The sequence below is a fragment of the Nocardia sp. NPDC047654 genome, assembly GCF_043205035.1.
Taxonomy (GTDB): domain Bacteria; phylum Actinomycetota; class Actinomycetes; order Mycobacteriales; family Mycobacteriaceae; genus Nocardia.
Window position 1 is genome coordinate 201,804 of sequence record NZ_JBIDDF010000009.1, and the last position, 22,413, is coordinate 224,216.

27 protein-coding genes and 4 pseudogenes are annotated in these 22,413 nt (G+C 64.1%); 15 read left to right on the forward strand and 16 right to left on the reverse strand.

The window, feature by feature from the left end; genetic code table 11:
• The 3 genes from ACGF7Y_RS23000 to ACGF7Y_RS23010 form a co-directional block, all read left to right on the forward strand.
• A partial coding sequence (locus ACGF7Y_RS23000) for a hypothetical protein (RefSeq protein ID WP_393236624.1) occupies nucleotides 1-1,309 on the forward strand: 1,309 nt, incomplete at its 5' end.
• 52 nt (nucleotides 1,310-1,361) lie between these two features.
• Nucleotides 1,362-2,351 carry a nucleoside hydrolase gene (locus tag ACGF7Y_RS23005; RefSeq protein WP_393236625.1) on the forward strand — a complete coding sequence of 330 codons (990 nt, stop codon included), beginning with the start codon at nucleotides 1,362-1,364 and terminating at the stop codon, nucleotides 2,349-2,351.
• Between the two features lie 92 nt (nucleotides 2,352-2,443).
• On the forward strand, nucleotides 2,444-2,674 hold the full coding sequence (locus tag ACGF7Y_RS23010; RefSeq protein ID WP_393236626.1) for a hypothetical protein: 231 nt from the start codon (nucleotides 2,444-2,446) through the stop codon (nucleotides 2,672-2,674).
• A 94-nt stretch (nucleotides 2,675-2,768) separates the two neighbouring features.
• On the opposite strand, the gene ACGF7Y_RS23015 is transcribed toward ACGF7Y_RS23010, so the two are convergent.
• The 5 genes and pseudogenes from ACGF7Y_RS23015 to ACGF7Y_RS23035 all read right to left on the reverse strand — a co-directional run bounded on the left by ACGF7Y_RS23015 (nucleotide 2,769) and on the right by ACGF7Y_RS23035 (nucleotide 5,554).
• Nucleotides 2,769-3,335, reverse strand: a complete 567-nt coding sequence (locus ACGF7Y_RS23015; protein ID WP_393236627.1) for an IS3 family transposase — start codon at nucleotides 3,333-3,335, stop codon at nucleotides 2,769-2,771.
• Nucleotides 3,278-4,444 carry an IS30 family transposase gene (locus ACGF7Y_RS23020; RefSeq protein WP_393236664.1) on the reverse strand — a complete coding sequence of 389 codons (1,167 nt, stop codon included), beginning with the start codon at nucleotides 4,442-4,444 and terminating at the stop codon, nucleotides 3,278-3,280. The genes ACGF7Y_RS23015 and ACGF7Y_RS23020 overlap by 58 nt, the downstream gene beginning before the upstream one ends.
• Nucleotides 4,445-4,507: 63 nt before the next feature.
• Nucleotides 4,508-4,603 (reverse strand): annotated as a pseudogene (locus ACGF7Y_RS23025) (hypothetical protein); the annotation flags it as partial.
• Nucleotides 4,563-5,264: a hypothetical protein gene (locus ACGF7Y_RS23030; RefSeq protein WP_393236628.1), complete on the reverse strand. Its 702-nt coding sequence runs from the start codon at nucleotides 5,262-5,264 to the stop codon at nucleotides 4,563-4,565. The pseudogene ACGF7Y_RS23025 and the gene ACGF7Y_RS23030, both read right to left, overlap by 41 nt.
• Complete coding sequence (locus tag ACGF7Y_RS23035) at nucleotides 5,261-5,554, reverse strand: transposase (RefSeq protein ID WP_393236629.1); 294 nt, start codon at nucleotides 5,552-5,554, stop codon at nucleotides 5,261-5,263. Before ACGF7Y_RS23035 ends, ACGF7Y_RS23030 begins: the two co-directional genes overlap by 4 nt.
• Before the next feature lie 375 nt (nucleotides 5,555-5,929).
• On the opposite strand from ACGF7Y_RS23035, the gene ACGF7Y_RS23040 reads away from it, so the two are divergent.
• The 6 genes and pseudogenes from ACGF7Y_RS23040 to ACGF7Y_RS23065 all read left to right on the forward strand — a co-directional run.
• The gene (locus ACGF7Y_RS23040; protein ID WP_393236630.1) at nucleotides 5,930-6,958 is read left to right on the forward strand and encodes an LLM class flavin-dependent oxidoreductase; all 1,029 of its coding nucleotides are present in this window, start codon (nucleotides 5,930-5,932) and stop codon (nucleotides 6,956-6,958) included.
• Nucleotides 6,959-7,272: 314 nt separating this feature from the next.
• Complete coding sequence (locus tag ACGF7Y_RS23045) at nucleotides 7,273-7,866, forward strand: RDD family protein (protein WP_393236631.1); 594 nt, start codon at nucleotides 7,273-7,275, stop codon at nucleotides 7,864-7,866.
• Nucleotides 7,867-8,321: 455 nt separating this feature from the next.
• The gene (locus tag ACGF7Y_RS23050; RefSeq protein WP_393236632.1) at nucleotides 8,322-8,525 is read left to right on the forward strand and encodes a hypothetical protein; all 204 of its coding nucleotides are present in this window, start codon (nucleotides 8,322-8,324) and stop codon (nucleotides 8,523-8,525) included.
• Nucleotides 8,509-8,676, forward strand: a complete 168-nt coding sequence (locus ACGF7Y_RS23055; protein WP_393236633.1) for an excalibur calcium-binding domain-containing protein — start codon at nucleotides 8,509-8,511, stop codon at nucleotides 8,674-8,676. The genes ACGF7Y_RS23050 and ACGF7Y_RS23055 overlap by 17 nt, the downstream gene beginning before the upstream one ends.
• A gap of 208 nt (nucleotides 8,677-8,884) precedes the next feature.
• The gene (locus tag ACGF7Y_RS23060; protein ID WP_393236634.1) at nucleotides 8,885-9,226 is read left to right on the forward strand and encodes a hypothetical protein; all 342 of its coding nucleotides are present in this window, start codon (nucleotides 8,885-8,887) and stop codon (nucleotides 9,224-9,226) included.
• Between the two features lie 7 nt (nucleotides 9,227-9,233).
• Nucleotides 9,234-9,743: pseudogene (locus tag ACGF7Y_RS23065) on the forward strand (IS21 family transposase); the annotation flags it as partial.
• Between the two features lie 518 nt (nucleotides 9,744-10,261).
• Here the strand turns inward: ACGF7Y_RS23065 and ACGF7Y_RS23070 are convergent.
• From ACGF7Y_RS23070 to ACGF7Y_RS23080, 3 genes are all read right to left on the reverse strand, one after another.
• Complete coding sequence (locus tag ACGF7Y_RS23070; protein WP_393236635.1) at nucleotides 10,262-10,879, reverse strand: peptide deformylase; 618 nt, start codon at nucleotides 10,877-10,879, stop codon at nucleotides 10,262-10,264.
• A gap of 85 nt (nucleotides 10,880-10,964) precedes the next feature.
• Entirely contained in the window at nucleotides 10,965-11,852 is an 888-nt protein-coding gene (locus tag ACGF7Y_RS23075) for an IS3 family transposase (protein WP_393236636.1), read from the reverse strand.
• Nucleotides 11,849-12,148 carry a transposase gene (locus ACGF7Y_RS23080; protein ID WP_393236637.1) on the reverse strand — a complete coding sequence of 100 codons (300 nt, stop codon included), beginning with the start codon at nucleotides 12,146-12,148 and terminating at the stop codon, nucleotides 11,849-11,851. The genes ACGF7Y_RS23075 and ACGF7Y_RS23080 overlap by 4 nt, the downstream gene beginning before the upstream one ends.
• A gap of 90 nt (nucleotides 12,149-12,238) precedes the next feature.
• Between ACGF7Y_RS23080 and ACGF7Y_RS23085 the strand changes: the two are divergent.
• A pseudogene (locus tag ACGF7Y_RS23085) lies at nucleotides 12,239-12,437 on the forward strand (ABC transporter permease); the annotation flags it as partial.
• 130 nt (nucleotides 12,438-12,567) lie between these two features.
• Here the strand turns inward: ACGF7Y_RS23085 and ACGF7Y_RS23090 are convergent.
• Entirely contained in the window at nucleotides 12,568-12,918 is a 351-nt protein-coding gene (locus ACGF7Y_RS23090; RefSeq protein ID WP_393236638.1) for a DoxX family protein, read from the reverse strand.
• A gap of 90 nt (nucleotides 12,919-13,008) precedes the next feature.
• Here ACGF7Y_RS23090 and ACGF7Y_RS23095 point away from each other — a divergent pair, with 90 nt between their 5' ends.
• Nucleotides 13,009-13,404 carry a winged helix-turn-helix transcriptional regulator gene (locus ACGF7Y_RS23095; protein WP_393236639.1) on the forward strand — a complete coding sequence of 132 codons (396 nt, stop codon included), beginning with the start codon at nucleotides 13,009-13,011 and terminating at the stop codon, nucleotides 13,402-13,404.
• Between the two features lie 68 nt (nucleotides 13,405-13,472).
• Here ACGF7Y_RS23095 and ACGF7Y_RS23100 read toward each other — a convergent pair whose 3' ends face one another.
• The 3 genes and pseudogenes from ACGF7Y_RS23100 to ACGF7Y_RS23110 form a co-directional block, all read right to left on the reverse strand.
• A complete protein-coding gene (locus ACGF7Y_RS23100) occupies nucleotides 13,473-13,928 on the reverse strand; it encodes a recombinase family protein (RefSeq protein WP_393236640.1) in 456 nt (151 codons plus the stop codon).
• Nucleotides 13,929-14,129: 201 nt separating this feature from the next.
• Nucleotides 14,130-15,044 (reverse strand): annotated as a pseudogene (locus tag ACGF7Y_RS23105) (IS110 family transposase); the annotation flags it as partial.
• 136 nt (nucleotides 15,045-15,180) lie between these two features.
• Nucleotides 15,181-15,987 (reverse strand): GAF domain-containing protein, encoded by an 807-nt coding sequence (locus tag ACGF7Y_RS23110; protein ID WP_393236641.1) that lies wholly within the window; start codon nucleotides 15,985-15,987, stop codon nucleotides 15,181-15,183.
• A 492-nt stretch (nucleotides 15,988-16,479) separates the two neighbouring features.
• Between ACGF7Y_RS23110 and ACGF7Y_RS23115 the strand changes: the two genes are divergently transcribed.
• Nucleotides 16,480-16,698, forward strand: coding sequence for a hypothetical protein (locus ACGF7Y_RS23115; protein ID WP_393236642.1), 219 nt, complete (start codon nucleotides 16,480-16,482; stop codon nucleotides 16,696-16,698).
• A gap of 109 nt (nucleotides 16,699-16,807) precedes the next feature.
• On the opposite strand, the gene ACGF7Y_RS23120 is transcribed toward ACGF7Y_RS23115, so the two are convergent.
• The 3 genes from ACGF7Y_RS23120 to ACGF7Y_RS23130 all read right to left on the reverse strand — a co-directional run bounded on the left by ACGF7Y_RS23120 (nucleotide 16,808) and on the right by ACGF7Y_RS23130 (nucleotide 19,328).
• Entirely contained in the window at nucleotides 16,808-17,365 is a 558-nt protein-coding gene (locus ACGF7Y_RS23120) for a GNAT family N-acetyltransferase (protein ID WP_393236643.1), read from the reverse strand.
• 540 nt (nucleotides 17,366-17,905) lie between these two features.
• Complete coding sequence (locus ACGF7Y_RS23125) at nucleotides 17,906-18,811, reverse strand: phosphotransferase enzyme family protein (RefSeq protein ID WP_393236644.1); 906 nt, start codon at nucleotides 18,809-18,811, stop codon at nucleotides 17,906-17,908.
• 4 nt (nucleotides 18,812-18,815) lie between these two features.
• Entirely contained in the window at nucleotides 18,816-19,328 is a 513-nt protein-coding gene (locus ACGF7Y_RS23130; protein WP_393236645.1) for a hypothetical protein, read from the reverse strand.
• 215 nt (nucleotides 19,329-19,543) lie between these two features.
• Here ACGF7Y_RS23130 and ACGF7Y_RS23135 point away from each other — a divergent pair, with 215 nt between their 5' ends.
• From ACGF7Y_RS23135 to ACGF7Y_RS23145, 3 genes are all read left to right on the forward strand, one after another.
• On the forward strand, nucleotides 19,544-20,209 hold the full coding sequence (locus ACGF7Y_RS23135; protein WP_393236646.1) for a hypothetical protein: 666 nt from the start codon (nucleotides 19,544-19,546) through the stop codon (nucleotides 20,207-20,209).
• A 115-nt stretch (nucleotides 20,210-20,324) separates the two neighbouring features.
• On the forward strand, nucleotides 20,325-20,933 hold the full coding sequence (locus ACGF7Y_RS23140; protein WP_393236647.1) for a TetR/AcrR family transcriptional regulator: 609 nt from the start codon (nucleotides 20,325-20,327) through the stop codon (nucleotides 20,931-20,933).
• A complete protein-coding gene (locus ACGF7Y_RS23145) occupies nucleotides 20,930-21,793 on the forward strand; it encodes a phytanoyl-CoA dioxygenase family protein (protein ID WP_393236648.1) in 864 nt (287 codons plus the stop codon). The genes ACGF7Y_RS23140 and ACGF7Y_RS23145 overlap by 4 nt, the downstream gene beginning before the upstream one ends.
• 90 nt (nucleotides 21,794-21,883) lie before the next feature.
• On the opposite strand, the gene ACGF7Y_RS23150 is transcribed toward ACGF7Y_RS23145, so the two are convergent.
• Nucleotides 21,884-22,339 (reverse strand): TetR family transcriptional regulator C-terminal domain-containing protein, encoded by a 456-nt coding sequence (locus ACGF7Y_RS23150; RefSeq protein ID WP_393236649.1) that lies wholly within the window; start codon nucleotides 22,337-22,339, stop codon nucleotides 21,884-21,886.
• Nucleotides 22,340-22,413 lie beyond the last annotated feature (74 nt).

Here is a 22,413-nt window from a genome sequence, read left to right on the forward strand (position 1 = left end):
CGACGAGCAACGCCGTCAACTCGAGCTCGAACGAGATCTGGACGCCCGTGAGCGGCTGCTCATCGAAAACGAACGCGCCCGTGAACTGCGCGGACTCGAACAGGTCAGGGACGGGCGCGAAGTCCCCGAGCGCATCCGTGAACTCGACGCACGCGAGCATGTCCTCGACATCGCCGAACGTGAGCGGATCGAGCTCGAACGCGCCGACGTGCGTGAACAAACACTTACCGACGAGCAACGCCGTCAACTCGAGCTCGAACGAGATCTGGACGCCCGTGAGCGGCTGCTCATCGAAAACGAACGCGCCCGTGAACTGCGCGGACTGGAATTGTCCGGGCGTAATAGGGGCTTGGATGTGCGGCACCGCGAGCTGGATGCGCGACAAGCAAATCGAGTCGAGTTGGAGCGCGTCAGTGGGGAGCGCCTGTTGAGTCAGTCGGAACGAGAGATTCTGGAGAGCCGTGGAATCGATCGGCATGAGCGCGCGGCGATCGAAGTGGAGCAGACTCGGATTGGGAGGCTGCTTGAGCTGGACGCTCGCATCCACGAGCTGGATGCGGCCGAGCGCGGGCGGATCGAACTCGAGCGCTCCATGGCGCGTGGGGGGCAGACTCGTTCTCCGCAGGAGCGTAGCCGTAGCCATCAAGAGCGCGAGCTCGATGCGCGTGCACGCGAGATACTTGAGCATCGGCGGTCACAAATTATGCGCGAACAAGAGCTCGCAGTCGTTCAGGAACTGCCCCCTCGTATCTACGAGCTGGATGCGAGAGCTCTGGAGCGGGTCGAAGTAGAGCGCGCAGTGATTCGAGAAGAGGTCGTACTCACCGCCGACCAACAACGTCGGATGGACGTAGAGCGCGCGATCGACACCAGGGAACTCGTCGTGCGCGAACGTGATCGTGCACGCCTGGCTCTTGCGCTCGAGCTGGAAGGTCAAGGTCGTGAAGTGCCCTCACGTCTCGTCGAACTCGATCGACAGGAGAAGGAACTTGACGCGCGAGAACTCACGCGTATCGAGCAAGAACGCGATATTGCCCGCGAGGTCCTCGACGTCACTCCGCTGCAGCGCGAGGTGCTCGACTACGGAGACCGACTGAACGACCGTGAGCTCGCCGCTATCGCCGAAGAGCGGCGGCGGATGCTCGAGAGCCGTGACCCCATCACCCATCTTCTGCAGGCGAGAGGATTGGAGGACCTTGCCAGGCAACGTGAGAACTGGATACGAGAGCAACGCGCACGGGCTGAACGCGTTCGCGCTCAGGAGCGTGCCCGCGAACAGCAACGTGGCATTGATCAAGAACGTTGGTAGCGGCGGTAGATTGCTAACCGGCTAGGGTCGAGTGGTGGAAAGGATGCTTCCGGTGGACGGTGGAATGGACTGGTCGGAGTACGAGCGGAATCCTTTCCCACTCGGCTCGGGCATGGAGGGACTGGAACGGCGATCGGTCGATTGGCCGGAGCCGTCGTCGATGCCGCTCATTTTGGATACGGACATCGGTGGTGAGCCGGACGACGCGCTCGCACTGGCTGTAGCCGCGGGTGTCCCCGCTCTATCGTTGGTGATCACCAGTGACGAGTATGGTGATCGACGGGCCCGGCTCGCCCGTTGTCTGCTGGATTTGATGGGCCGCAGCGACGTCCCGGTCGTCGCGGGCGCGGATCTGGGGAACGACCACAGCTGGACAGTCGAAGGTATGGTGCCGGATCGGATCGGCTCCCAGCCGAGGGACGTCAGTGCGGCAGTCGCGAAGGTTCTAGAACGAAGCGGCGGCCCGGTCGGGTGGGTCGGCTTGGGGCCGATGTCCAACCTTGCGCGCCTGCTACAGCAGAACCCTGCGATAGGCGATCGTCTTGTGGTGACCCAACAAGAAGGTGCGTCCAATTTCGCCGAGCAGGGGCCCCATCGGAATATCGAGCTGGATATGGGAGCGGCGCGCTATGTCTTCGCATCCGGGATACACCCGTGGATCGTGTCGGCGGATATCTCCTTCCACCCGCTCAATGCACTGACCAAGGATTCCATTGAGTACGAAGTACTAAAAAAAGGTATCGACCCAGCGCGAAACCTGCTTCGCATCCATCTGGACTTATGGTTCAACGAGTTCAGCAGGTATGTCACCCTACATGGTCCGATCACTTTGGCCCAATCCATCGGCATGCCGTTCCTCGCCGCAACACCCGCCGACACCGCCCTGGATGATGACGGGCGGCTGACGCACGGCAATTCCACCGCATATATAGCGCAAAGCGCGGATTACGATGAATTCAGACGCTGGCTGGTCAACCGCTTGGAACGTGTCGAATCGAAGCTGGTGCGCCACCCGGCTGCCGACTACAGCACTGATGTCTAGCCGAATAACATCCACGTGCGACGACGCGAGGGTCGCCTCGCGGAAATGAAGTCGCCCGGCCGGTTCCACCTGCCCATTCGAAAGTTGGGAATATGGCTCTCTACGCGGAGATCGAGAAGCTGGACGAAGACGATCAGCAGGTTCGTTACGTCTACCGAGACGTGCACGGTGTCGAGCAGACCTTGCTATTGAACAAAACCCAGGAGACAATCGTGCGCGAGAACGGTTCCGACGACATGCTGTATCGAGCCGTAGCGAGGAAGATTGCGTCGGCATGGCTGAACTCAAGAGTGGCGCCCGACCGGTTGATAGTGCAGTCTTAGCCCCTGACTCAGGGCAGCGCACGCCACAAACGCGTCGCCCAGTGGTTCAGTGTCGCGAGGATGGGTCTGCTGCACGGATAGGTGACAGGTTCGGTCAGGCAGCCTGAGTGGCTGGTGTGGTCATGATTGCTTCGTATTCGACCGGGGTCAATCTGCCGAGTCTGCTCTGACGCCGTCGGCGATGGTAGGTCCGTTCGATCCAGGTCACGATTGCGATCCTGAGCTCGCCGCGAGTGGCCCAAGGTCGGCGGTCGAGGACGTTCTTCTGCAGCAATGCGAAAAACGATTCCATCGCGGCATTGTCGCCGCAGGCACCGACCCGTCCCATCGATCCGACCATCGCGTGAGCGCCCAAAGCGCGGACGAACTTTCGGGACCGAAATTGCGAGCCGCGGTCGCTATGGACGATGCAGCCGGCGACCTGGTCGCCGTCGGCGCTGCGCCTGGCCGCGGCGGAGGCCAGGGCATCGACGACGAGGCGGGCTTTCATCCGTGAGTCGATGGAGTAGCCCACGATCCGGTTGGAGAACACGTCCTTGACCGCGCAGAGATAGAGCTTGCCTTCACCGGCTTGGATTCCAGTAGTCGTCGCAACGGTTCGAACTACGAAGCGTTCAGTAAAGCATTGAGTCTTTCGGTGGGTGTTTGCCAGGCGAGGCATTTGCGGGGTCGGTTGTTGAGTTCGTCGGCGACTGCTTGCAGCGCCGCGGGGGTGTGAACTCGGAGGTCGCTGCCGCGTGGAAAGTATTGGCGCAGCAGCCCGTTGGTGTTCTCGTTGCTGCCACGTTGCCATGGCGAGCCCGGTTCGCAGAAGTAGACGGCCATCTCACCGCCTTGATCCCAGGTGAGGGTGCCCCGCAGCTGGGCAGGCAGCCCGGAGATGGTGGTGATGAGGCCGTCGCGTAGTGCGTCGGCGCTGCGGTCTGCTCCGAGGTGGACCAGCATGACGAAGCGGCTGGATCGTTCGACCAGGGTCGCGATGGCCGAGCGGTTGGTGGCGCCGATGACGAGGTCTCCTTCCCAGTGGCCGGGCGCGGTGCGGGACTCGACCTCGGGCGGGCGTGTGGTGATCAGCGACATCGGCTCGACGAAACGCGGCCGGCGCGCGGCCGGGTCACGACGAGGTTTGCGCCGGAGACGGCCACGACGCAAGTGGCGGGCGAGTTCGCGCTTCAACTCGCCTCGGGCGTGGACGTAGATGCCCTGGTAGATCGTCTCGGTGCAGGCGCGCATCTGCAGATCGGCCGGGAAGTCGACGACCAGGCGATGGCTGATCTGCTGGGGTGACCACTTCCGTGCGAGCTTGTCGCGAACGTAGTCACGCAACGGCACGTTCGCTGTCAGCTTCGGGTCGCGGGGCCGCAACCGGCGAGCGACCGCCGCGCGGTGGGCGGAGTGGGGCAGATATCCCCGCGCCGAGGTCGTGTTGCGGCGCAGCTCGCGGCTGATCGTCGACGGTGAACGCCCCAGCTCCGCGGCGATCCGGCGGACCGTCAGCCCGGCTCGGTGCAGATCGCATACTTCCTCGCGTTGCAGCAAGCTCAGATACCGGGGGTGGATCGGCTTCTCGACTCGATCGAGGTCGACCTTTCCACCCAGAACGTTGGCCGTGCGCGGTGAATTCACGTCTGCCAGTATCGGATTCGCATAGCGCACCACGCGACCGTCGGGATAGATCCGGCCTCGATGGATGATGGTGATGCCCTTGTCCCAGTCCGCCGCCGAACGCTTGTCCGCCCCGACCCGCCGAGCCGCCTGCGCTCGGGTCAACCCCTCGGCACGCAACCGCAGGAACTCCTCCCGCCGCGGCAGCACCCGACGTGCCTCGCTGGTGAAGATCCCGGCCTGGTGCGCCCACTTGTAGCAGGTGACCCGGGTGAAACCGAGCTCACGCGCAACAGCCGAGACGTTCCCGCGTTCGGCCAGCAACCGAAAGAACTCGGCCTTCTCCTGCTCGGTGTAGACGCGCGGAGTCCCCCGGCGCATCACCAATCCACTTTTCCGCAGCCACGTATACGCCGCACCAGGATGCACCCCGGCCGCGGTCGCCGCGGCCCTGACACTGCCTCCACGATCCAGCAGATCGAAGAACAACTCCCGCTGCTCCTTCGAGTACTTCGGACCAGCCAACACCGCCACCTTCCAGCAGCGTTGCAACGACTACTGGAATCCAAGCGGTGGAATGTTCGGTTATATCCATGAGCCACAACATGTTCGGTGCATCGGCGGTGAAGTTTCGTGCGACCAGATCGTCATGAACGGGTGGATCCGATCGGCCGTCCTTGCTGCTGCGTTTCTTGCCGAAACTGCTCCACCACTTGTTCGCCGAGCAGATCCGCCACGCAGTCCGCGCCGCCATCGGCTCACCCGCGGCCGCCGCCTCGTCGACCAGGAACCGATACCCGAACTCGGGATCATCGCGGTGAGCATCGAACAAAGCATCCGCCCGATACGCCTGCTCGAGATCACTGGCCGTGACGGGATCGGCGAGCCAACGGTAGTACGGTTGGCGGGCGATCTTCAGGACCCGGCACGTCACCGCGACGGGAATCCCATCGGCGGCCAGCTCGCGGACGAGCGGGTAGATCATTTTCCCGGCAGGTTCGCCTGCGACAGATAGGCCGCCGCCCGACGCAGGACCTCGTTCTCCTGCTCGAGCAACCTGATCCGTTTCCGCGCTTCCCGCAACTCAGCGTTGTCCGCGGCGGTCGTTCCCGCAGAAATGCCGTCCTCGACATCAGCGGTCTTCATCCAGTTCGCCAGGCACGACTCGCTGATGCCGAAATCGGCTGCGATCTGCTTGAGCTTCTGGCCGGGCTCCCGGTTGCGGGCGACCCGCACGACGTCGTCGCGGAACTCCTTGGGATAGGGCTTCGGCACGGTATCCATCCTTCCAGCAGTGCCACACGGCACCACAGATCAGATGTCACCTACTCGTGCGGCAGTCCCGTCGGTGTGACAGGATGGATTTGGACTTATGGGTCGGTGTCGGACCGCGAGCGCTTTCGACGCGACTGGTTGACAGCCTGACACCTGGGGGCGCCCGACCAGCTGCTCGCCCAGTGCACACCACATGACCTCATCCTCGTCGGCGGACAGTTCAACCGCATCGGCGACGACAACGCAGCTGCGGTATTCAGAAGAACGCTCGCCTAACGCTTCGGCCAATGGCCACAGTGTGTGCGCGGAACCACTGCACGTCGGTCGGGAACTGGACAAGCGCGGGATCCTGCCCGCGGAGAGGAGCCCTCAACGATGAAACATCGGCACCAGGTTCACATCTCGGTTCTGGACACGGTTCCCATCACGCAGCGGTCGAACGCGAGCATGGCGCTGCGTAACAGCATCGAGCTGGCCCAGTTGGTCGACGGCCTCGGCTATCACCGGTACTGGGTGCCCGAGCACCACGGAATGTCAGGTGTGGCCAGTGCGGCACCGGCAGTCGTCGTCGAACGCGTTGCCTCACTGACACAGCGGATACGGGTCGGGGCCGGCGGGGTGATGCTGCCCAACCACGCTCCGATCGTGATCGCTGAGCAGTTCGGTACTTTGGAGGCTTTCCACCCCGGACGTATCGACCTCGGCCTCGGGCGTGCCCTTGGCGGACCTCGCGCCATCGCCGACCGCGTGCGCAGCGAGCACGAACGCACGGCCAAACCGTTCGAAGATCAGGTACGGGAACTGCTCGCGTTGTTCGACGCGGACAACGGCGACGGCCGAGCGGCGGCGGTGCCCGCAGTGGGCAACAGACCGGAAATCTGGATGCTCGGCAGTGGTGACCACACCGCGCGGATCGCTGGCAGCCTCGGGCTCCCGTTCGCCGCAGCCCACCACTTGAAGCCGCTGAACACCGTTGCCGCAGTCCAAACGTACCTGCGAACGTTCCAGCCGTCATCGCTGTACCCGGCTCCGCGAATCTCGATCAGTGTCGCGCTTATCGTCGCCGACACCGACCAGCGAGCCCAATGGCTGGCCGGCTCACTGAGAATGAAGATCGCCCGGAGACGACAGGGCCGACCGATACAACTACCCAGCCCGGAAACCGCTGAAGCACATGGATATACGACGTCTCAAGACCCAGACAACGAGCTGAGCGGCGTATTCGTCGGGGAAGCCGCAACTGTACTACCGCAATTACAGGCACTGGTCGATGAGACCGGCGCCGACGAGCTCCTGGTCAAGACCGATCTGTTCGATCCGCTCGACCGACACAGATCCTACGCATTGCTCATGAACGACGAGACTCATCGTCTACGTCGGGCAGATTCTCCGGCGTGCGCCTGACGTATCCGGATCGACATGACTCTACTGAACTCGGGGGCGATGTAAAGCTCGCGGCGAGAATTTCTGGGCCGGCGTGCCGCCACTGCGCGACCGGACAGCGATTGGCGCGCTGCAAACCACGCCACAACATTCGCCTCCGAGGCCACGATTCGGGCCGCCGCCACCCAAGCTTGGCTGCCGTGACCCGACCTTTCGGCTCACGCGCCTCGCCAGTGAGTAACACACCGAGGCGGCTCGGCGATTGCGACACAGTACCCAGAGACGCTCTCGCCGAAGGCAACTCGCCATCATAGAACACTCACAGATGAGGTCACATGCCCTACGAATCCGCTCCATTCTTCCGACGTCTCGCCGCAAGGCTCCTCGACCTTGCTTTCTGCCTGCTACTTACGTTCGTGGTCGCAATACCGGTCGGGATCCTGTTAATCCCGGTCACTTTGATGACGACCGAAGCCTACGAAGCTGTGATCTACGGAGTAGCGGCGTGGTTGTGCTACTTCATCGCCTATACTGGATTGGAGGTCTTTCTGTTGATTCGCCGTGACGGACAGACTCTCGGCAAAGGGCTTCTCGGACTTCGGGTAGTACCTTCTGGAGAGTGGGCTCGGCCAAGGCTGGAATTGCCGCCAGCAGCCTCGCGCATGCTGATCATCTTCCTGCCGTTCGTCTTTATGTCCCTGTCGGGGTCGAATCCTGAATCAGCGATCCTCAATGGGTTCGCAATTGTCGGCTTCCTTGCGCTCATCGTGAGTTTCTTCCTCTCGGCGATTCCCGCAGGAAAACGCCTGACCCTGCATGACATGGCAGCTGGCAGCCGGGTGGTACGCGCGGCCAAGCGAAAGATCGACTGGAAGAACGACATCCCCATGGTACTGCCGGGCCGTGTGGATATGCGAAAGCGCTCATAGGCCACTTCGTTGCGCCCCGGTGATTGCTGAACTGGAGCGCAAGAAATTGTGTGCTCCAGGCGAAGCGGGTTCGAGGCGTCGCGTACGGGCTCGGCGGGCATCCACTGCACGCACCATCACTGAACAAGCGGCGGATTTGCTTCGCGGCAGCCCGGTCCCCCTGCCAGCGTGCCGATGTGGCGCGCGATGCTACTGCTAGGCCACGGCGCCGGATACAGGAAACACAGGCCGGGCCGATAGCGATACGACGGACAGTTCCCGATCTTCACTCTGTGCAGGGCCTATGGGACTAAACGAAACGTGTCCATGAGTCTGCGCGTCAACACCTTTCAGCGACGTAGCGGCATGCACAGGTACTCGGAAACACCCCCTAACTCGGAAGAGGTAATCATGAGATCAACACGGCGACATGCCGCTGTACTGCTTTACGCGGCAGTCGCGCTAATGGCGGCCGCATGCGGCGCCGAAACCGCCTCGACACCTCCCACCACAACACCGCTCCTGGCATCAGTCGCGTCCACTACCCGCACTACGCCCCCACCGACGACGACTACTGCCGGATCACCTCCTACAACCACACTGCAATCGACCAGCGCGCCAGCCCCGCCACCAGTTGCGTTCGTGCCTGCCCCACCTACAGTCGTGGCGCCCACGCCTGATGTACCAGCCCCGCCACGCCCAGCAGCTCCCAGCGTCTACTACCCCAACTGCGCCGCCGCCAAAGCCGCCGGCGCCGCGCCGCTGCGACGCGGAGAACCCGGCTACAGATCAGAGCTGGACCGCGACAAGGACGGCGTCGCCTGCGAATAGCGCAAATCAACACGGTTCGTCCACCAGCTCCGGCGGGTTCTGCCGTGGTTTCCGTCCAAGCCCTGGGCCGACGCGAACTGCAACCAGCTGATCTCGATCGGGCGCGGACGCGTGGCCCTGCCTACGCCGCGACGGCGCCGCTGTCGGCGCCGCCGCGGCAACCTCGATCGAGAAGTCCGTCGCCCTCCTCGATCAGTGGACATTCACAGTGGCGGCCACGCTGGCCGTCAATGTCACCAATCGCGCGGTCGACAAGGCGTTCGTCGCTTCGGTCAACTCCGTGCGTCGATCCACCAAACTCGTCAGCTCCACCGGGGTCCTACGCGGCCGAGAAGTCTGCGACGGCCGCCACTACTGCGCTCCGGTCGTTGACGACTTCTTCCGTTCGGCCGGTGTCTCACCCTCGGTTTCCGGCGGGACGTGGAGCGCCTTCTCATCAACCGAAGACCCGTGCTTCCGTTGCGATACAAAAGTCACTGCGGTCGTGCAGGTCGTTCCCGACGGCTGGCATCTCCTCAAAGCCATATCAGCGAGAGAGATCCGGCAATGAGCTCGTGATGGCGTGTCGGGTGGAGTTATTTGCTGTCATTCGGCGTGATGCTCGTGTCGAGGGTCTCTCTATTCGTGAGCTGGCCCGTCGATATCAGGCGCATTGGGGGACGGTGCGCCAAGCATTGGTGGACGCGGCGCCGCCGACGCGGAAGGTGCCTGTACGGCGGGCCCGAAGCTGGGATTCGTTCAAACCGCGGTCGACGCGATGCTAGTCGAAGACACGACCGCACCGCGCAAGCAACGCCATACCGCTCGGCGGATGCTGGCCCGGCTGATCCAGGAACACGGCGCGACCGGATTGCTGTATTCGACGGTCCGCGATTACGTGCGGATGCGGCGCGCGCAGATGGATCTGGAGGCCGGGCGCCGGATCGAGGAGTTCGCTCCCGCAGCAGCGACTGCCCGGTCAGGAAGCGGAGGTCGATCGCAGTGAGGTCTGGGTGATGTTGAACGGAGTGAAAACCCGCTGTCAGATGTTCGTGTTCTGGCTCGCCTATGCCGGGCGTCCGATCCACTCGCATTTCGGAATTGTTCCTATTCCATTGCCAGCTACTCCCTCCCCACGACGAGTCAGCTCCTGGATCATGACCCGATCCGCCGAACTGTCCGGCGGGCGCCGCGCTCAACTCTACGTTGCGCGAAAATCTGCGGCGGCTGAGTGAGGATTTGCGAGTTTCAGGCATGCTGACCTGATGCCCCCCTGCTGCGCGAGCTCTCTACGCGCGAATGGTTCGATTCGGGCGAGGTGGTCGTGACCGCGCCCGTTCAATCTCGGTCTTTTGGTTGCCGAGGGCTGTCTACCTTCCGGCGCGGACACCGCTCGCGGCGTGCTCCGCTCGGGCTACAACACCTAGGTCGGCTGGTTGCATTCTTCCGGATCAATCAGCAGGCCCCGGCAAAGTAGATCGACTCCACGCACGGTCATTCTGGGCGTCAGCCTTGTCACTGAACCGCGACCCGGCCGCGGCATCAAGATTGTCCTTCCGGTCAGGTGCCCGGTTGTGATCCATTGCGGGCGAAGGGAGTTCGCGTTCTACTTGTAGCTCCAGCTCCGGCCGGTCTGGCGGTATTGCTCGACCGGTATCGGTTGGTTCGCGGGTTTCATGCGTGCTGTGTAGAGGATGCCGTCGAGGTGGTCGATCTCGTGCTGGATGAGGCGGGCGAGACCGTCCTGATACTGCTGCCGACGGAGTTCGCCGCTGTATGAGGTCGTTTCGACCTCGATTCGCAGGGGCCGCGGTACTTTTCCGCGGACGTCGAAGAAGCTGAGGCAGCCTTCATACTGCTCGTCTTCGTCGTCGGAGCGAGCGACGATGGTGGGGGTGAGGAGCGTGATCTCCTGGGTGTCCGGTTCGGGCGGTTGGACGACGGCGACTCTGCGACCGATGCCGAGCTGTGGTGCGGCGATTCCCATGCCTTTGGCGAAGTTGTGGACGCGGCGGGCGCGGTGCATGGCGGCGATGAGGTCGTTGACGATCGCAGCGGCCAGGTCATGCTCGATGGGGAGGTTCAGTGGCTGGGCAGGTTGCTGGAGTATGGGGCTACCTGATTGGACGATTCCGATGCCGCGCATGGCGTCGCTGGGTTTGGTTTCGATCACGGTTGCTTCCTTCCCTGCGTGGTTGCCTCGGGTGAGGATCGGAATCGCCATTCCATCCGGTATCGGGTGTGCAGCGGTGGCCGGGTGGTGTTCCAGGTGAAGACTGAGGTTCCCGCATTGTTGGAGGGCGGGGTAATCAGGTTCCAGCCGGAACCGGGTGATGGTAGCTCGCCTCGAATTCATCAGGTGATCGCCAACCCAGCTTCTTCTGGATGCGCTGGCTGTTGTACCAGCCATCGATGTAGGCGAACAGGGCGTTCTCGGCCTCGGCGCGGATCCGCCAGGCGCGGCGATAGACCAGTTCGGCCTTCAATGTGGAGAAGAAGTTCTCCATCAACGCATTGTCATAGCTGTCGCCGACCGATCCCATCGACTGAGCGATCCCGTTGTCTGCCAATCGGTTAGCGAACCGGATCGCTGTGTAGGTCGAGCCCCTGTCGCTGTGGTGTATCAACTCGCCGTCGCGGATGTCGCGGCTCCAGACCGCGAACTCGAGTGCACCCAACACCAGCTCGGTGTCGCAGCGATCCGAGGTTTTCCAGCCCACGATCCGGTTGGAGAATGCGTCCCGCACCGCTGCCAGCCAGAACGTGCCCTGACCGCACGGGATCCTGGTGGCGTCGGCCACCCACAATCGGTTCGGCCGGTCCGCGGTGAAGACCCGTTCGACCAGATCCGGTGCCGGCGCTGCTCGTGGATCGGTTCGTGTCGAGGCGGTGCGCCACCGTTTCCGCAGGAACGCGCCCTGCAACCCGGCGCCACGCATCACCCGCTCCACCCGTTTGCGGCCGACCGAGATGCCGCGCCGCGCCAGCATCGCATGCACCCGAGGAGACCCGTAAGTGCCGCCGGAGCTGGTATGGATATCGACGATCTCGGCAAGCAATGCTTCGTCGGAGACCTGCTGCGCCGAGGGCTGTTCCAGGCGTTTGCACCACCAGTAATAGGTCGACGAGGCGATCCCGAGTACCCGCAATACGAGCTCGACCGGGTGCCCGCTGTTCTTGACGAACCGCACGATCACCTCCGGGTCTGGCCGAGCTCCGAAGCGAAATACGCACTCGCAGAACGCAGAATGTCGTTGACCCGCTCCAGCTCGGCGACCTGTTTACGCAGCCGCTTGTTCTCCTCGGCCAAATCCATCGCCGCTGGCTCCGGTCGCTGACCGGTACCGGCCTGGCGGATCCAGTTCCGAAGCGCCTCGTGATGGACACCCAGCTGCTGGGCGAGCTTGCGGATCGTCGGTTTCGGGTCCGACTCCAGATACAGCCGGACCGCTCGTGCCTTCAGGTCGTCCGGGTATTTCTTCGGTGCTGCCACGCGGGGCTCCTTCCCGGTCCTATCGGACCATGCTCAGAGCCCTCCAAGGAAGCGGGGGGAACCTCAAGGTGATGGATTGTTCCCGCACCGGCCTTCGTGCCCACCGACACCATGCCCGGCCCGCTCCGCGCCTTCGCCGAAAACCAGCCGGTGACCTCCATCATCAACGCCATCCGTAACCGAGCAGCCGGTCAGCAGCGACATCTGGATCGCCCTCGGCTGGTGTGTCGGCATCCTCGCCGTCGCCTACCTCTTCGCCATGACCACCTACCGCCGCAAAATCTCCTGAGCGGTGCCGGCCACGGCCGGATCAAGGCAGCCGACAGTCCCCGCGTTTGCGGGGACTGTCGGCTGCCATGGTCTACAGCCATTACCGGTGACGTCGAACAGTTCCGTCGACTCTCTGAGCAGACGCGCGGTCAAACGGCGCCGACGCGCAAGCCGATGAGAACAGCGGCCACGATCGCAAGGACTGCGGCGGGGGGAGCGCCCTTGGTGTCACCGACGCGCACGTGCGCGGCAACCGCGCCGATGAAGTAGAGCGTCAAGCAGATGGCAGCGGCGACACCCAACGGTCCCCACCGAACTCCGATGATGAGGCCACCCGCTCCGGCGATCTGAGCGACGCCCAGAAACGGCAGCATGGCGAACGACAATTCGAGAGTCGACATCTGCTCGACCATCCGTCGTGGCCGGGTGAATTTTGCGCCGGCCGAGACCACGAGCACGACCGACATGACCACGGCGACGACGACGTAGGTGATGAACATTGCGAGCCTCCACTAGATGACGGGCAGCGCGGTGCACTGCATGCCGTCGACGCTAGGGAGCCGTTAGGTACCAAAAGGTACCCTTCGGCCATGAGTCTCCGCCCCGGAACCGTCTTTCTCGCCGACTGCCCCGCCAGGTCGGCCATCGAGATCATCGCCAGCAAATGGGCTGTGGTGACACTGTTTGCGTTGAGCGAAGGTCCGCAGCGGCACGGCGAGCTCGTCGAACTGATCGGTGGGGTCTCGCGCAAGGTACTGACCCAGACGTTGCGCCGACTTCAAGAACACGGCCTCGTAGAGCGGCGGGTGTACGCAGAAGCGCCGCCGCGCGTCGAGTACAGCTTGACCGAGCTCGGGGACACGCTTCGGGAGCCGATCGCAGCCCTGACCACGTGGGCTCGATCGAACGGCGCCTCGATCGCCACTTTCCGCGAATCGACTGAAGCGTCGCGCACGGCGATCGGAAAGACCATTCTCACCACCTGAACCCACAAAGACGACATACCGATCGTCCGAACGAAGGCCACACCGGTTCACTGGGGCGTCGGTAGCGATCACCGAGACCCGTCGGTGAGTTCGGGCAAGTACTTGTACAGCGTGGTTCGCGAGATCCCGAGCAACCGTGCGATCGAGGACACCGACTCATCCGGGCGCGTGAGCAGAGCGCGGGCCTGGCGGACCTGTTCGTCGGACATGGCCGGTAGCCGGCCGAGGCGCTGCCCGCGGGCTCGCGCTGCGGCCAGGCCTTCGTGGGTGCCCTCGACGATGAGTTCACGGATGAATTCGGCCAGCGCGGCGAAGACATGGAACACCAGCCGACCGCCCGGGGTGGTGGTGTCGAGGGCTTCGTGCAGGGAGCGGAACCCGATCCCGCGGCGGCGCAGATCGGCCACGATCGTGATCAGATCCTGCAGGGAACGGCCGAGCCGGTCCAGGGAGGCGACCACTAGGGTGTCGCCGACGCGCATGTAGTCCAGGCACTTCGCGAGCTGTTCGCGTTCAGCCAGCATCTTTCCCGGACTTCTTGTCGGCGTAGACCTTTCTGGGCGGTCTCATTCACCGGGGACAGGCCAGCACCGCTGGGCAGATCGCCGACCTGCAGGCCGAACTGCGCTACCACGCCGAAATCGCCAACTGGAAAGCCGTCCTCAACGTCAGCGACCAACTCGCCCGTCTCGACCCCGCCGTGGCCGATCCTGACGGTCTGGCAACGCCAACCGGCCCGGGGTGGCGAAGGCGGCCAGGTCGCCGCCGGTGGCTACGAGGAATTCCGCGCCGAGGCCGGGACCCATTCCGGGCAGCGATTCGATGATCTTCGCCCACGGGTGGATGCGGAATCGGGTCGTGATCAGCTTGTGGAGTTCTTTGATCTCTCGGTCGAGGTCGAGCAGTTTGCGCGCTTGCCGTTTGACCAGCATCGCGGTGTCGGCCTCGCTGGGCAGCGCGATCGTCTGAGCCCGAGCGGCCGCGATCGCGGTGGCCGCGGTCTTGGCGATCGCGGCGGGCCAGGCGTCGTTGTCCCGCAGATACGCAGTGCCGCCGTCGGTTCCGGCTGTCCGGATCTCGGCAGGGGTGCACAGTCCGGCGACCAGGACCAGCGGGGTGCGGTTGGGGTAGTCGAACGCGGCTTCCAGAGCGGGGAAGATCGATCCCAGCAGCGCGCGCAGCCGGTTGATGCCGGCGACCCAGTCGCCCATCAGGTCAGTGTGGTAGCTGGTGAGCTGCCCGAGCGCAGTCACCAGCTCGTCGGGCATGGTGACCTGGGTCAAATCCCTGCGCAGCCGTGCGGTTTCGGCGATGACGCGTGCGTCTTTGCTGTCGGTCTTGCCTGCGCCGCGGAATCCGCTGGTCATGGTGTTGACTATCCGGCCGGGCACATACGTCACTGCTTGACCGGCTTCCAGCAGCACGGTGATCAGCATCAACGCCATTGGGCTGGTCAGGTCGACCGCCCACCGCACCCGCGCGGCGACCTGCCCGGCCTGCTCGATCAGCCGCCCGATCGCCTGCTGGTCGTTGCCGATTTTGTGCCGAAACACCACCTTCCCGTCAGGGGCGATCGCGCACGCGTGGTGCGTTTGTTTGCCGACATCGATGCCCACCCACAGCTCCGGGCGATCACTCACCTACCCACTCCTGCCGTCACGGTCTCAGCCCGAACAAGTGCACCACGAGGCCGGTGGCTGCGGGTGCGCGCGTGGCGGGCGGTCACCCGGGCTGCCGGTGCCGCACGGGGGCCGGGCGGTGGGTTCGTGGTGACGGTCAGCGGTTGAGGTAGGCGGCCAGGCCACCGAGTTCCTCGTTGGCGATGAACACCGAACGGACGTTGATGATGGCCTCTTCGACGTGGGTGGTGCAGCCCCAGGCCGAGTCGCCCCACGAATCGGCGATCTTCAGCTCGGCCGGCGCGGTGCAGCCGGCGGTGCCGCCGAGCTGGCAGTGCTCGGGGTGCGGCGTGGTGGCCTGTACGGCAGCCGCGGCTCGTATCTGGGCGGCGAGCTCGGCGGCGGCGGCGGCGCGTTGCTCGGCATCGTCGCGCAACCGGCGTTCGGCGCGTACCGCCTTGATGGTGGCCAGGCGCAGCTCCAGGTGCTGCGCGACCTGGTCGGCGAGATAGCCGAGCACGGTCGCCTGCACCTCGCTCAACTCCCGAGGCATGGCGTCGATTGCGGTAACGGTGCCGAGGTGGTGCCCGTCGGAGGTGACGATCGGGGCGGCGGCGTAGAACCGCAGCCCCAGCTCACCACGTACCAACGGATGATCGAGGGTGCGCGGATCCGTGGCCGCGTCGTCGACCACGTACGGGCCCTCGGCGCAGAACGCCGACGCGCACAGTCCCGGTTCCGTGCCGACCTGCGCGACACCATCCAGTCCCTTGGCCGCGGCGAACCAGACCCGGTCGGCGTCGACGATGCTGACCGTGGCGATCGGGGTGCCGCACACCGCTGCGGCGGTCGCCGCGATGGTGTCGAACTGGCCGTCGGTTGGAGCGTCGAGGATCTCGTAACGGCGTACCGCAGCTAGCCGGGCGGGGTCGGTGAGGGCGGTTCTGTCAGCGGTGATCGACACGGTGTGGTGCTCGCTTCCCATGGGGGGTGTTCAGGCCTGGGTAGAGTACGTGGTTGCGGCGGTCATGCCGCATCCGCTGTGGCTGTGAAGCATGGCCGAGCACAAGCTCGAGTTTCCGGCGACCACTGCGGGAGACCGTTCCGCGGCAAATCTGCCGCGGAACCGTGTGTTTTTTGCCTTCAACCAGGGTCCGGACTCGTTTTCGGGGCAAGAATGCCGCGCGGTGGTGTCATTGAGCGGCCCGGACTCGTTTCCGATGTCGCCGAGGTGGCGCGAGGGGATCCGCCGCCGCTGTGCGGGGGTGTGCCTCGGTTCCCTACGACAGAACATGTCCGCACTGGCGATGCGCAGCCCGATGACCTGGCCAAAAGTCGTCAAGGTTCCACACTCAGTCGCAGGGAATGCCAGATCGTCGACCGCGGCTACACCACCACCTACCTGGTGAACTGACTGGTCACCGCCCTGTACGGGCTCCGGCGGGAGGACAGGGAGGTGCGCGCCACGATGGTGCGCGCCATCGCCGAGGGCAAACCGGCGGAGGACATACCTACCGAGGCCGCCGCGATCCTCACCCGGCACGCACCGATCGCCGCGGCGATGTCCGCATTCGCACATGCGTTCCAGCAGGCGAGCCGCAGCACCCCGTATCCGGACGAGGAGATCCGCCGCCTGCTGGGCGGCCAGGCCTCTGTGCTCGCTCAGCCCGTGTGACGGACCGGAAGCAGGTGGCCTCGGCGGCAGTTGCAGATACTCTGTCCGGCAATATATTTCGGGCCGATCGACGCTCGCTCGGCGGCAAAGGCGGATCTTCGGCGAGGATCTAGCCGATCTGTCTGATCGCGGCATACAAGAGCATGTCCACACGCTTCCCGCCGATTTCCTGATGGCTTCGAAGGAGCCCCTCCCGCTCATATCCCGCGAGTTCCGCCGTGCGCACGGAGGCCACATTCCATGGCTCTATATAGAGCTCGATTCGACATAGCTCCGATATGGACCAGGCGAACCGAGTCAGCGCGATGAGTGCTTGACCTGCGATCCCGCGGCCTCGGCTGCGAGGCGCGACGGAGTAGCCCGCTGTCGCCCGGCCTGCATCGATAGGCGCGAGCCATAGACCGGCCGTTCCGATCGCCTCGTCGGTGTCGTTGTGCGCCACGCAGAAGGAGTAACCAACGCCGGTGTCGAGGCGACTGAGCTGCCGCTCGATGTATGCGAGAGCATCCTCGTGGCTGGCTTTGCCGACTAGCGATCCGATCTTTGGCACGTACGGATCGGTCGACAGGTCCATGATCATGCCAACGTCACGGAGCTCGAAAGCTCGCAGACGCACGTCCCTGAACGTTGGAGCGACCGACGGCATCACAAGCTCGGCAAGATTCATGTAGACGATCTTCTCCGCATTCCGCCGGGTAAGCGACATGATTTCGGGGAAGCCGACGCACGCTCATCGGCATTACCGGACGTTCAGCTGCCGTTGCCATAGTCGCTCCACATGACGGATCTGGACATGTTCTCTCAGTGGATCACCTGCTGTCGGTGGTCCCACGACTGGCAACGCGGTGGTCCCACAGCGGTGGCAAACGACAGCGCGGGAGATCTGGGCACAGCCCCGATACAGTGCCGACGAGACCAGATCGATTTCGGGTTGCGGGTGGCAGTTGGTGCGGTGTCGCTGTGCCGCAGATCCTTCCGGCCGAGCTATTCGGCGACAGCCAACGTTCCGGGACGTCGCCGATCGTGCGGACCACACGATGCGGGCCAAGGCTAACTCACGGTTCGCGCTCGTGGCCGTCCTCGGTGCCGAGGTTATGACACGAGCGGCTTGCTTTTACGGTGGAACGACGACCGCGTGGTACGGGTGCAGCTCGCGTGGCGGCCGATGGATGCTGTTCCCTATGCCGTGGTGCTCGGTTGAGGGCCGTTATCTGTAGAGGCTCCACGTCGCGTCGGCCTGCTCGGTTTGCAAAGTCCTCAGGCGATGTGCGTGCTGGGCGGCGATAGCGGGACGCTGCCCGAGATCAGGTAGGACGCTGGTCACCATGATCAGTTCGCGTACGCGTGCCAACACAGGCCAGAAGGGATCGTCGCGGACATCGGCACCGTAGGCTGCCACGAATTGCTGGTAGAAGTCGGCGCGGTTGAATCGCACCGCACCGACAGCTTGGGGGACGAGATCCCATACGAGTGGGCCTATCCCGGCTTCATCGAGGTCGCACAGTACGACCTTGCCGGAATGATCCCGCAGCAGGTTACCGGTGTGTGGGTCACCGTGAATGATCCCCAAGGGAAGTTTTGGTTCCCACCGCTTGTACTCGGTCTCTGCCGCCGCCCAAGCGTCGTGAAGCCAATTGAGATCGGTGCATGTCACAGCTCCGTCGGCCTCGGCCAATCGACGACGCGCGTTGTCGAACGGGTTCCACACCGGCAGTGTGTCAAGTGCGTCACCTGGGTGGATCTGGTGAAGTTCTCTGAGCGGCCGAGCCAGCTCGGCCGCCGTCCAGGGCGAGCTGTTGTCGAGTTCATGCCAGAACGTGACTGTGAAACACCCGGGCAGATGCAATGGCTGGGATACATCGAGCAGCGGTGCGATGGGAGCACCGTGACTGGCCAGCCACCGCGTCACGTTGACGATCCGTGTCCCGCGGATCTCGCCCGCTTCGCCTGTGGTTACGCGCACGATCACCGGGGATGTCTTCAAACGGAAGACCGCATTGACGGTGTACTTGATGAGTTCGGCGTCGGTGGAATCGTGATCGATGTGGGCGCATGCCTGGTCCACAGCTGCGCGCAGTTCCGCGGCGCGGCAGGGTGAAAGGTCGGTCGCCAAAGAGTCATCCTAGTTTGAGGTCGGCCATCAACGAGCGCGTAGCAGCACTTGTACTCGATACACTCTCTGCTAACCGCCGCACCTCATAACAGATGTCCTTCACTCCGGACTGTGACAGAAATGGTCCGGCAGCCTCGGTCAATCGCACCAGCCGGTCGACCGCTCGTGCGCTTCGTACCGCTTCGGCCATCCGGAGGGCATGGACTGCCGCGTCGATGGCTGCCGGAAGCTGGTCGAGGCGGAAGGAACCTGTCGCCAGCGTGGTTTGGTCGAACAGGACACTTCGCGCGGGGACGGTAGGGCTCGCCTGCCTGCAGCGACGTTTGAGCGCCTTCGACCGCGGCGATGGTGTATCGCTCGGCCTTCGAGTTCGAATCAACAGTAGTGCCAGCTCGTTGTAGACGACTGTGCGTATACCGGTGAACTCACCAGGGGTGTAGAACACCGCTGTCCACGGATCGACCGTTTCGCCGACCCTGCTGCTTTCCTCCTCTGCGCGCGACAGCGCGACCTTCATCTGTGTCTCGTCACGCATCATGGCGTGGGCCCGTTCGCGTAAAGCCATGCGGACTCACCGCAGTTCGATGCGCCTTGTGCCGACAGCTGGCCGAGTTGGAACTCGCGTAACGCCTGGTGAGGTTGTTGCTCGAGCAAACTGATGCGCCCTAACACATACAACCTCGAGGCAACGAGACTGGGCGCATCCGCGCATTCGGGTTGGCCGGGGGACGGTTGACGATCGAGCAACTGGTCGACCGTTACCGCATCCAACGCCGACCGATCCGGGACCTGCTGATCGACTACCTGCGCGAACGGCAACCGTCGCTGGACTTCGCCAGCGTGGACTCTGTCTCGAGGACCTTGGCCGGCTTGTTCTGGGCCCGCATCGAAGTGCTGGCTCCCGGCATCGACACCCTGCAAATCCCTCCGGAAGTGGTGCGCGCCTGGAAAAACGAAATCAGCACAGTCGAACGCACCACGATCAGCACCACCGGCGAGCGAATCAAAGTTCCGGTGCCGCGGCTGAACCTGAAGGATGAACTGATGCGAGTCCGGGCTCTCTACCTCGACATTGCGCACTGGGCCGTCGAAGACCCGGCTCGCTGGGCGCCGTGGGTCGCGCCCTGCCCGATCACCAACGCCGAAATCCAAAAGGCCAAGGGTCGGCGACACCGTAAGGCGCACATGGATCAGCGCACCCGCAAACGGTTGCCCGTCCTGCCCGTGCTCGTGCGCACCGTCAACGACCGGTGCCTGGCCGCCGCCCGGCTGCTTGCCGCAGCGCAGGAGACCGAACCCGGCGCCGTAATCGACGGCACCGGTCTAGCATTGCGAAACGCTTTTGTTCCCAACGTAATCGGACGATTCGTCTGGGCCGAGCAGGTTGGCGAGCAGTAAACGACGCAACCTGTCGAACGAGGAGGAGCACGCGTTCTGGGCGTTCGCGACCATCGAGGTCCTGCGGCTTACCGGGATCTTGTAATTTGAGTTGAACTCAACTTACCATCCCGTTGTGGGTAAGACCGAAACCGCGCGCGGCAGCGCCGCCCGCCAGAATCTGCTGCAAGCAGCTGCGGATGAGTTGAGTGAGACCGGGGAGTTGGAGGTCGCGGCGGTGGCGCGGCGCGCGGGTGTCAGCACCGGGCTCCCGTACCGGTACTTCGGGACTCGCACCGGACTGCTGATCGCGGTGCTCGATGCCTTCTACAACCGGCTCTGCAATGCCGCGGCGCTGCGCGAATACACCGAACCCAGTTGGGCGGCACGGGAACAGCATCGTATCCGGGACTGGGTGGGGTTCCTCTACGGCGAGCCGCTGGCCCCGATCGTGCTCGGTGGGCTGGTCGGCGACGGCGAGGTCACGGCCGCGCACACCACGCGGATGAACATGCTCATCGAACTCGGTGCGCGCAACATGGCGCGCGCTCAGCACCAGGGCGAGATCCCCCCCGATCGTGATCCGGAGTATCTGGCCGCCGCCACCCTCGGTGGCACCAACGCCGTGGTCGCGGTCGCGCTCACCCGCACCCCTCGCCCGACTCCGGAATCCGTCATCGATCAGCTCTGGGTTTTCGTCTGCGGAGCAGTCGGACTCACCGACGAGACAGGACACACACCATGAACCACGACTCCGCCCCTGCTGGCACTGTCACTCAACTCGAGGACCTGGCCACCGATCTGGCGCAACGACACAAGGCCACCGAAAGCAGCGGCGCCACAGTGGATTCGGCGGTGGTGGACGCCGATATGGCGGCCCTGGAACGTGACGGCTACGTCATCCTCCGAGACCTCATCAGTGCCGATGACTTCGCACGTATCCGCGAGTCGGCCGCGAAACTGCTCGAGCACAGCGGCCGTAACATCTTCGAAGGCCACCGCACCCAACGCCTCTACAGCGTGCTGGAGAAGACCCGCGACTGTGACCGCCTCGTCGACCATCCGCGGGTGCTGGCCCTGCTCGACAGGCTGTTCCTACCGAATTACCTGCTGTCCCAACTGCAAGTCATCAACATCCTGCCCGGCGAGAACGCGCAGCTGCTGCACCACGACGACGCGTTCTACCCTCTGCCCCGGCCCCGCCCGCCGGTCGGAGCGGCCACCGTCTGGGCCATCGACCCCTTCACCCAGACCAACGGCGCCACCGTCGTCATCCCCGGCAGCCACCTGTGGGCCGACCGGCGGCCCACGGCCTCCGACTCGATCATCAGCGTCGAGATGGCACCGGGGTCGTGCGTGTTCTTCCTCGGAACTCTCTGGCACGGCGGCGGCGCAAACCGCTCCGCGGATCCACGACTGGCCGTGACTGCCCAGTACTGCGAACCCTGGCTGCGACCCCAGGAAGCATTCACCCTGTCCACCAGCCGTGACTGCGCCCGCACCGTCTCCGAAGACATCCGCCGCATGCTCGGCTACAGCATCCACCCGCCCTTCATCGGCCAAGTCAACGGCATGCACCCCAAACGCCTACTCGAAACATCCTGAGATGCGGCATATCGCGCACCGACCAACCTCGTGTGGACGGGCGATGTCCCAGCGCAGGTTCTTTCGCGCTCGCTCGAGCCCGATCGCGAGTCAGGGTTGCCCGTTGGCAGGTGTTAGGCTTTTCCGCACAAATTGCCGACACGTCTGCGCCGCCGAGAGTAGATCGAATGCGTCGGGGGCGATAAGGTGTTGCGCAGCGACGCCGCGCACTATACCGATGATCGCGACGGCGGTGGTTACCGGATCGATATCGCTGTCGACGGTGCCGTTGGATTGACCGGCGCGTAACAGGGTTTCGGCACCTGAGCGAAATCGAGCGTCGTCTTTGGCGAATACCGCGCGGAGGGTTGCCTCGGACGGCATCGCAGCTCCCCACATCACGAAGAACGCGCGGCTGATCTCGGAATACCGCACGAGCGCCTGTAGGTAGTCTTCAACCAGCGACGCCAGTACCTCGACCGCATCGGCATCGGCATCTTCGAAGTCGGTGACGTCCTTGATCTCGGTTACGAAGTGCGTTTGAATGCGTTGAGCGAGGCGGTCCACCAGGGCGGCTTTACTACCTTGGAGGTAGCCGCGACCAGGATCTTGGCTCGCCCGCTGGCCAGGGCAGAAACTGT

Excerpts from the sequence above, each read along its gene's own strand:
- ACGF7Y_RS23010 (WP_393236626.1), top strand. The coding sequence starts at position 2,444 with ATGGCTCTCTACGCGGAGATCGAGAAGCTGGACGAAGACGATCAGCAG.
- ACGF7Y_RS23015 (WP_393236627.1), bottom strand. The coding sequence starts at position 3,335 with ATGCCTCGCCTGGCAAACACCCACCGAAAGACTCAATGCTTTACTGAA.
- ACGF7Y_RS23030 (WP_393236628.1), bottom strand. The coding sequence starts at position 5,264 with ATGATCTACCCGCTCGTCCGCGAGCTGGCCGCCGATGGGATTCCCGTC.
- ACGF7Y_RS23040 (WP_393236630.1), top strand. The coding sequence starts at position 5,930 with ATGAAACATCGGCACCAGGTTCACATCTCGGTTCTGGACACGGTTCCC.
- ACGF7Y_RS23045 (WP_393236631.1), top strand. The coding sequence starts at position 7,273 with ATGCCCTACGAATCCGCTCCATTCTTCCGACGTCTCGCCGCAAGGCTC.
- ACGF7Y_RS23050 (WP_393236632.1), top strand. The coding sequence starts at position 8,322 with ATGCGGCGCCGAAACCGCCTCGACACCTCCCACCACAACACCGCTCCT.
- ACGF7Y_RS23070 (WP_393236635.1), bottom strand. The coding sequence starts at position 10,879 with ATGGCGATTCCGATCCTCACCCGAGGCAACCACGCAGGGAAGGAAGCA.
- ACGF7Y_RS23090 (WP_393236638.1), bottom strand. The coding sequence starts at position 12,918 with ATGTTCATCACCTACGTCGTCGTCGCCGTGGTCATGTCGGTCGTGCTC.
- ACGF7Y_RS23095 (WP_393236639.1), top strand. The coding sequence starts at position 13,009 with ATGAGTCTCCGCCCCGGAACCGTCTTTCTCGCCGACTGCCCCGCCAGG.
- ACGF7Y_RS23100 (WP_393236640.1), bottom strand. The coding sequence starts at position 13,928 with ATGCTGGCTGAACGCGAACAGCTCGCGAAGTGCCTGGACTACATGCGC.
- ACGF7Y_RS23120 (WP_393236643.1), bottom strand. The coding sequence starts at position 17,365 with ATGAATCTTGCCGAGCTTGTGATGCCGTCGGTCGCTCCAACGTTCAGG.
- ACGF7Y_RS23130 (WP_393236645.1), bottom strand. The coding sequence starts at position 19,328 with ATGAAGGTCGCGCTGTCGCGCGCAGAGGAGGAAAGCAGCAGGGTCGGC.
- ACGF7Y_RS23145 (WP_393236648.1), top strand. The coding sequence starts at position 20,930 with ATGAACCACGACTCCGCCCCTGCTGGCACTGTCACTCAACTCGAGGAC.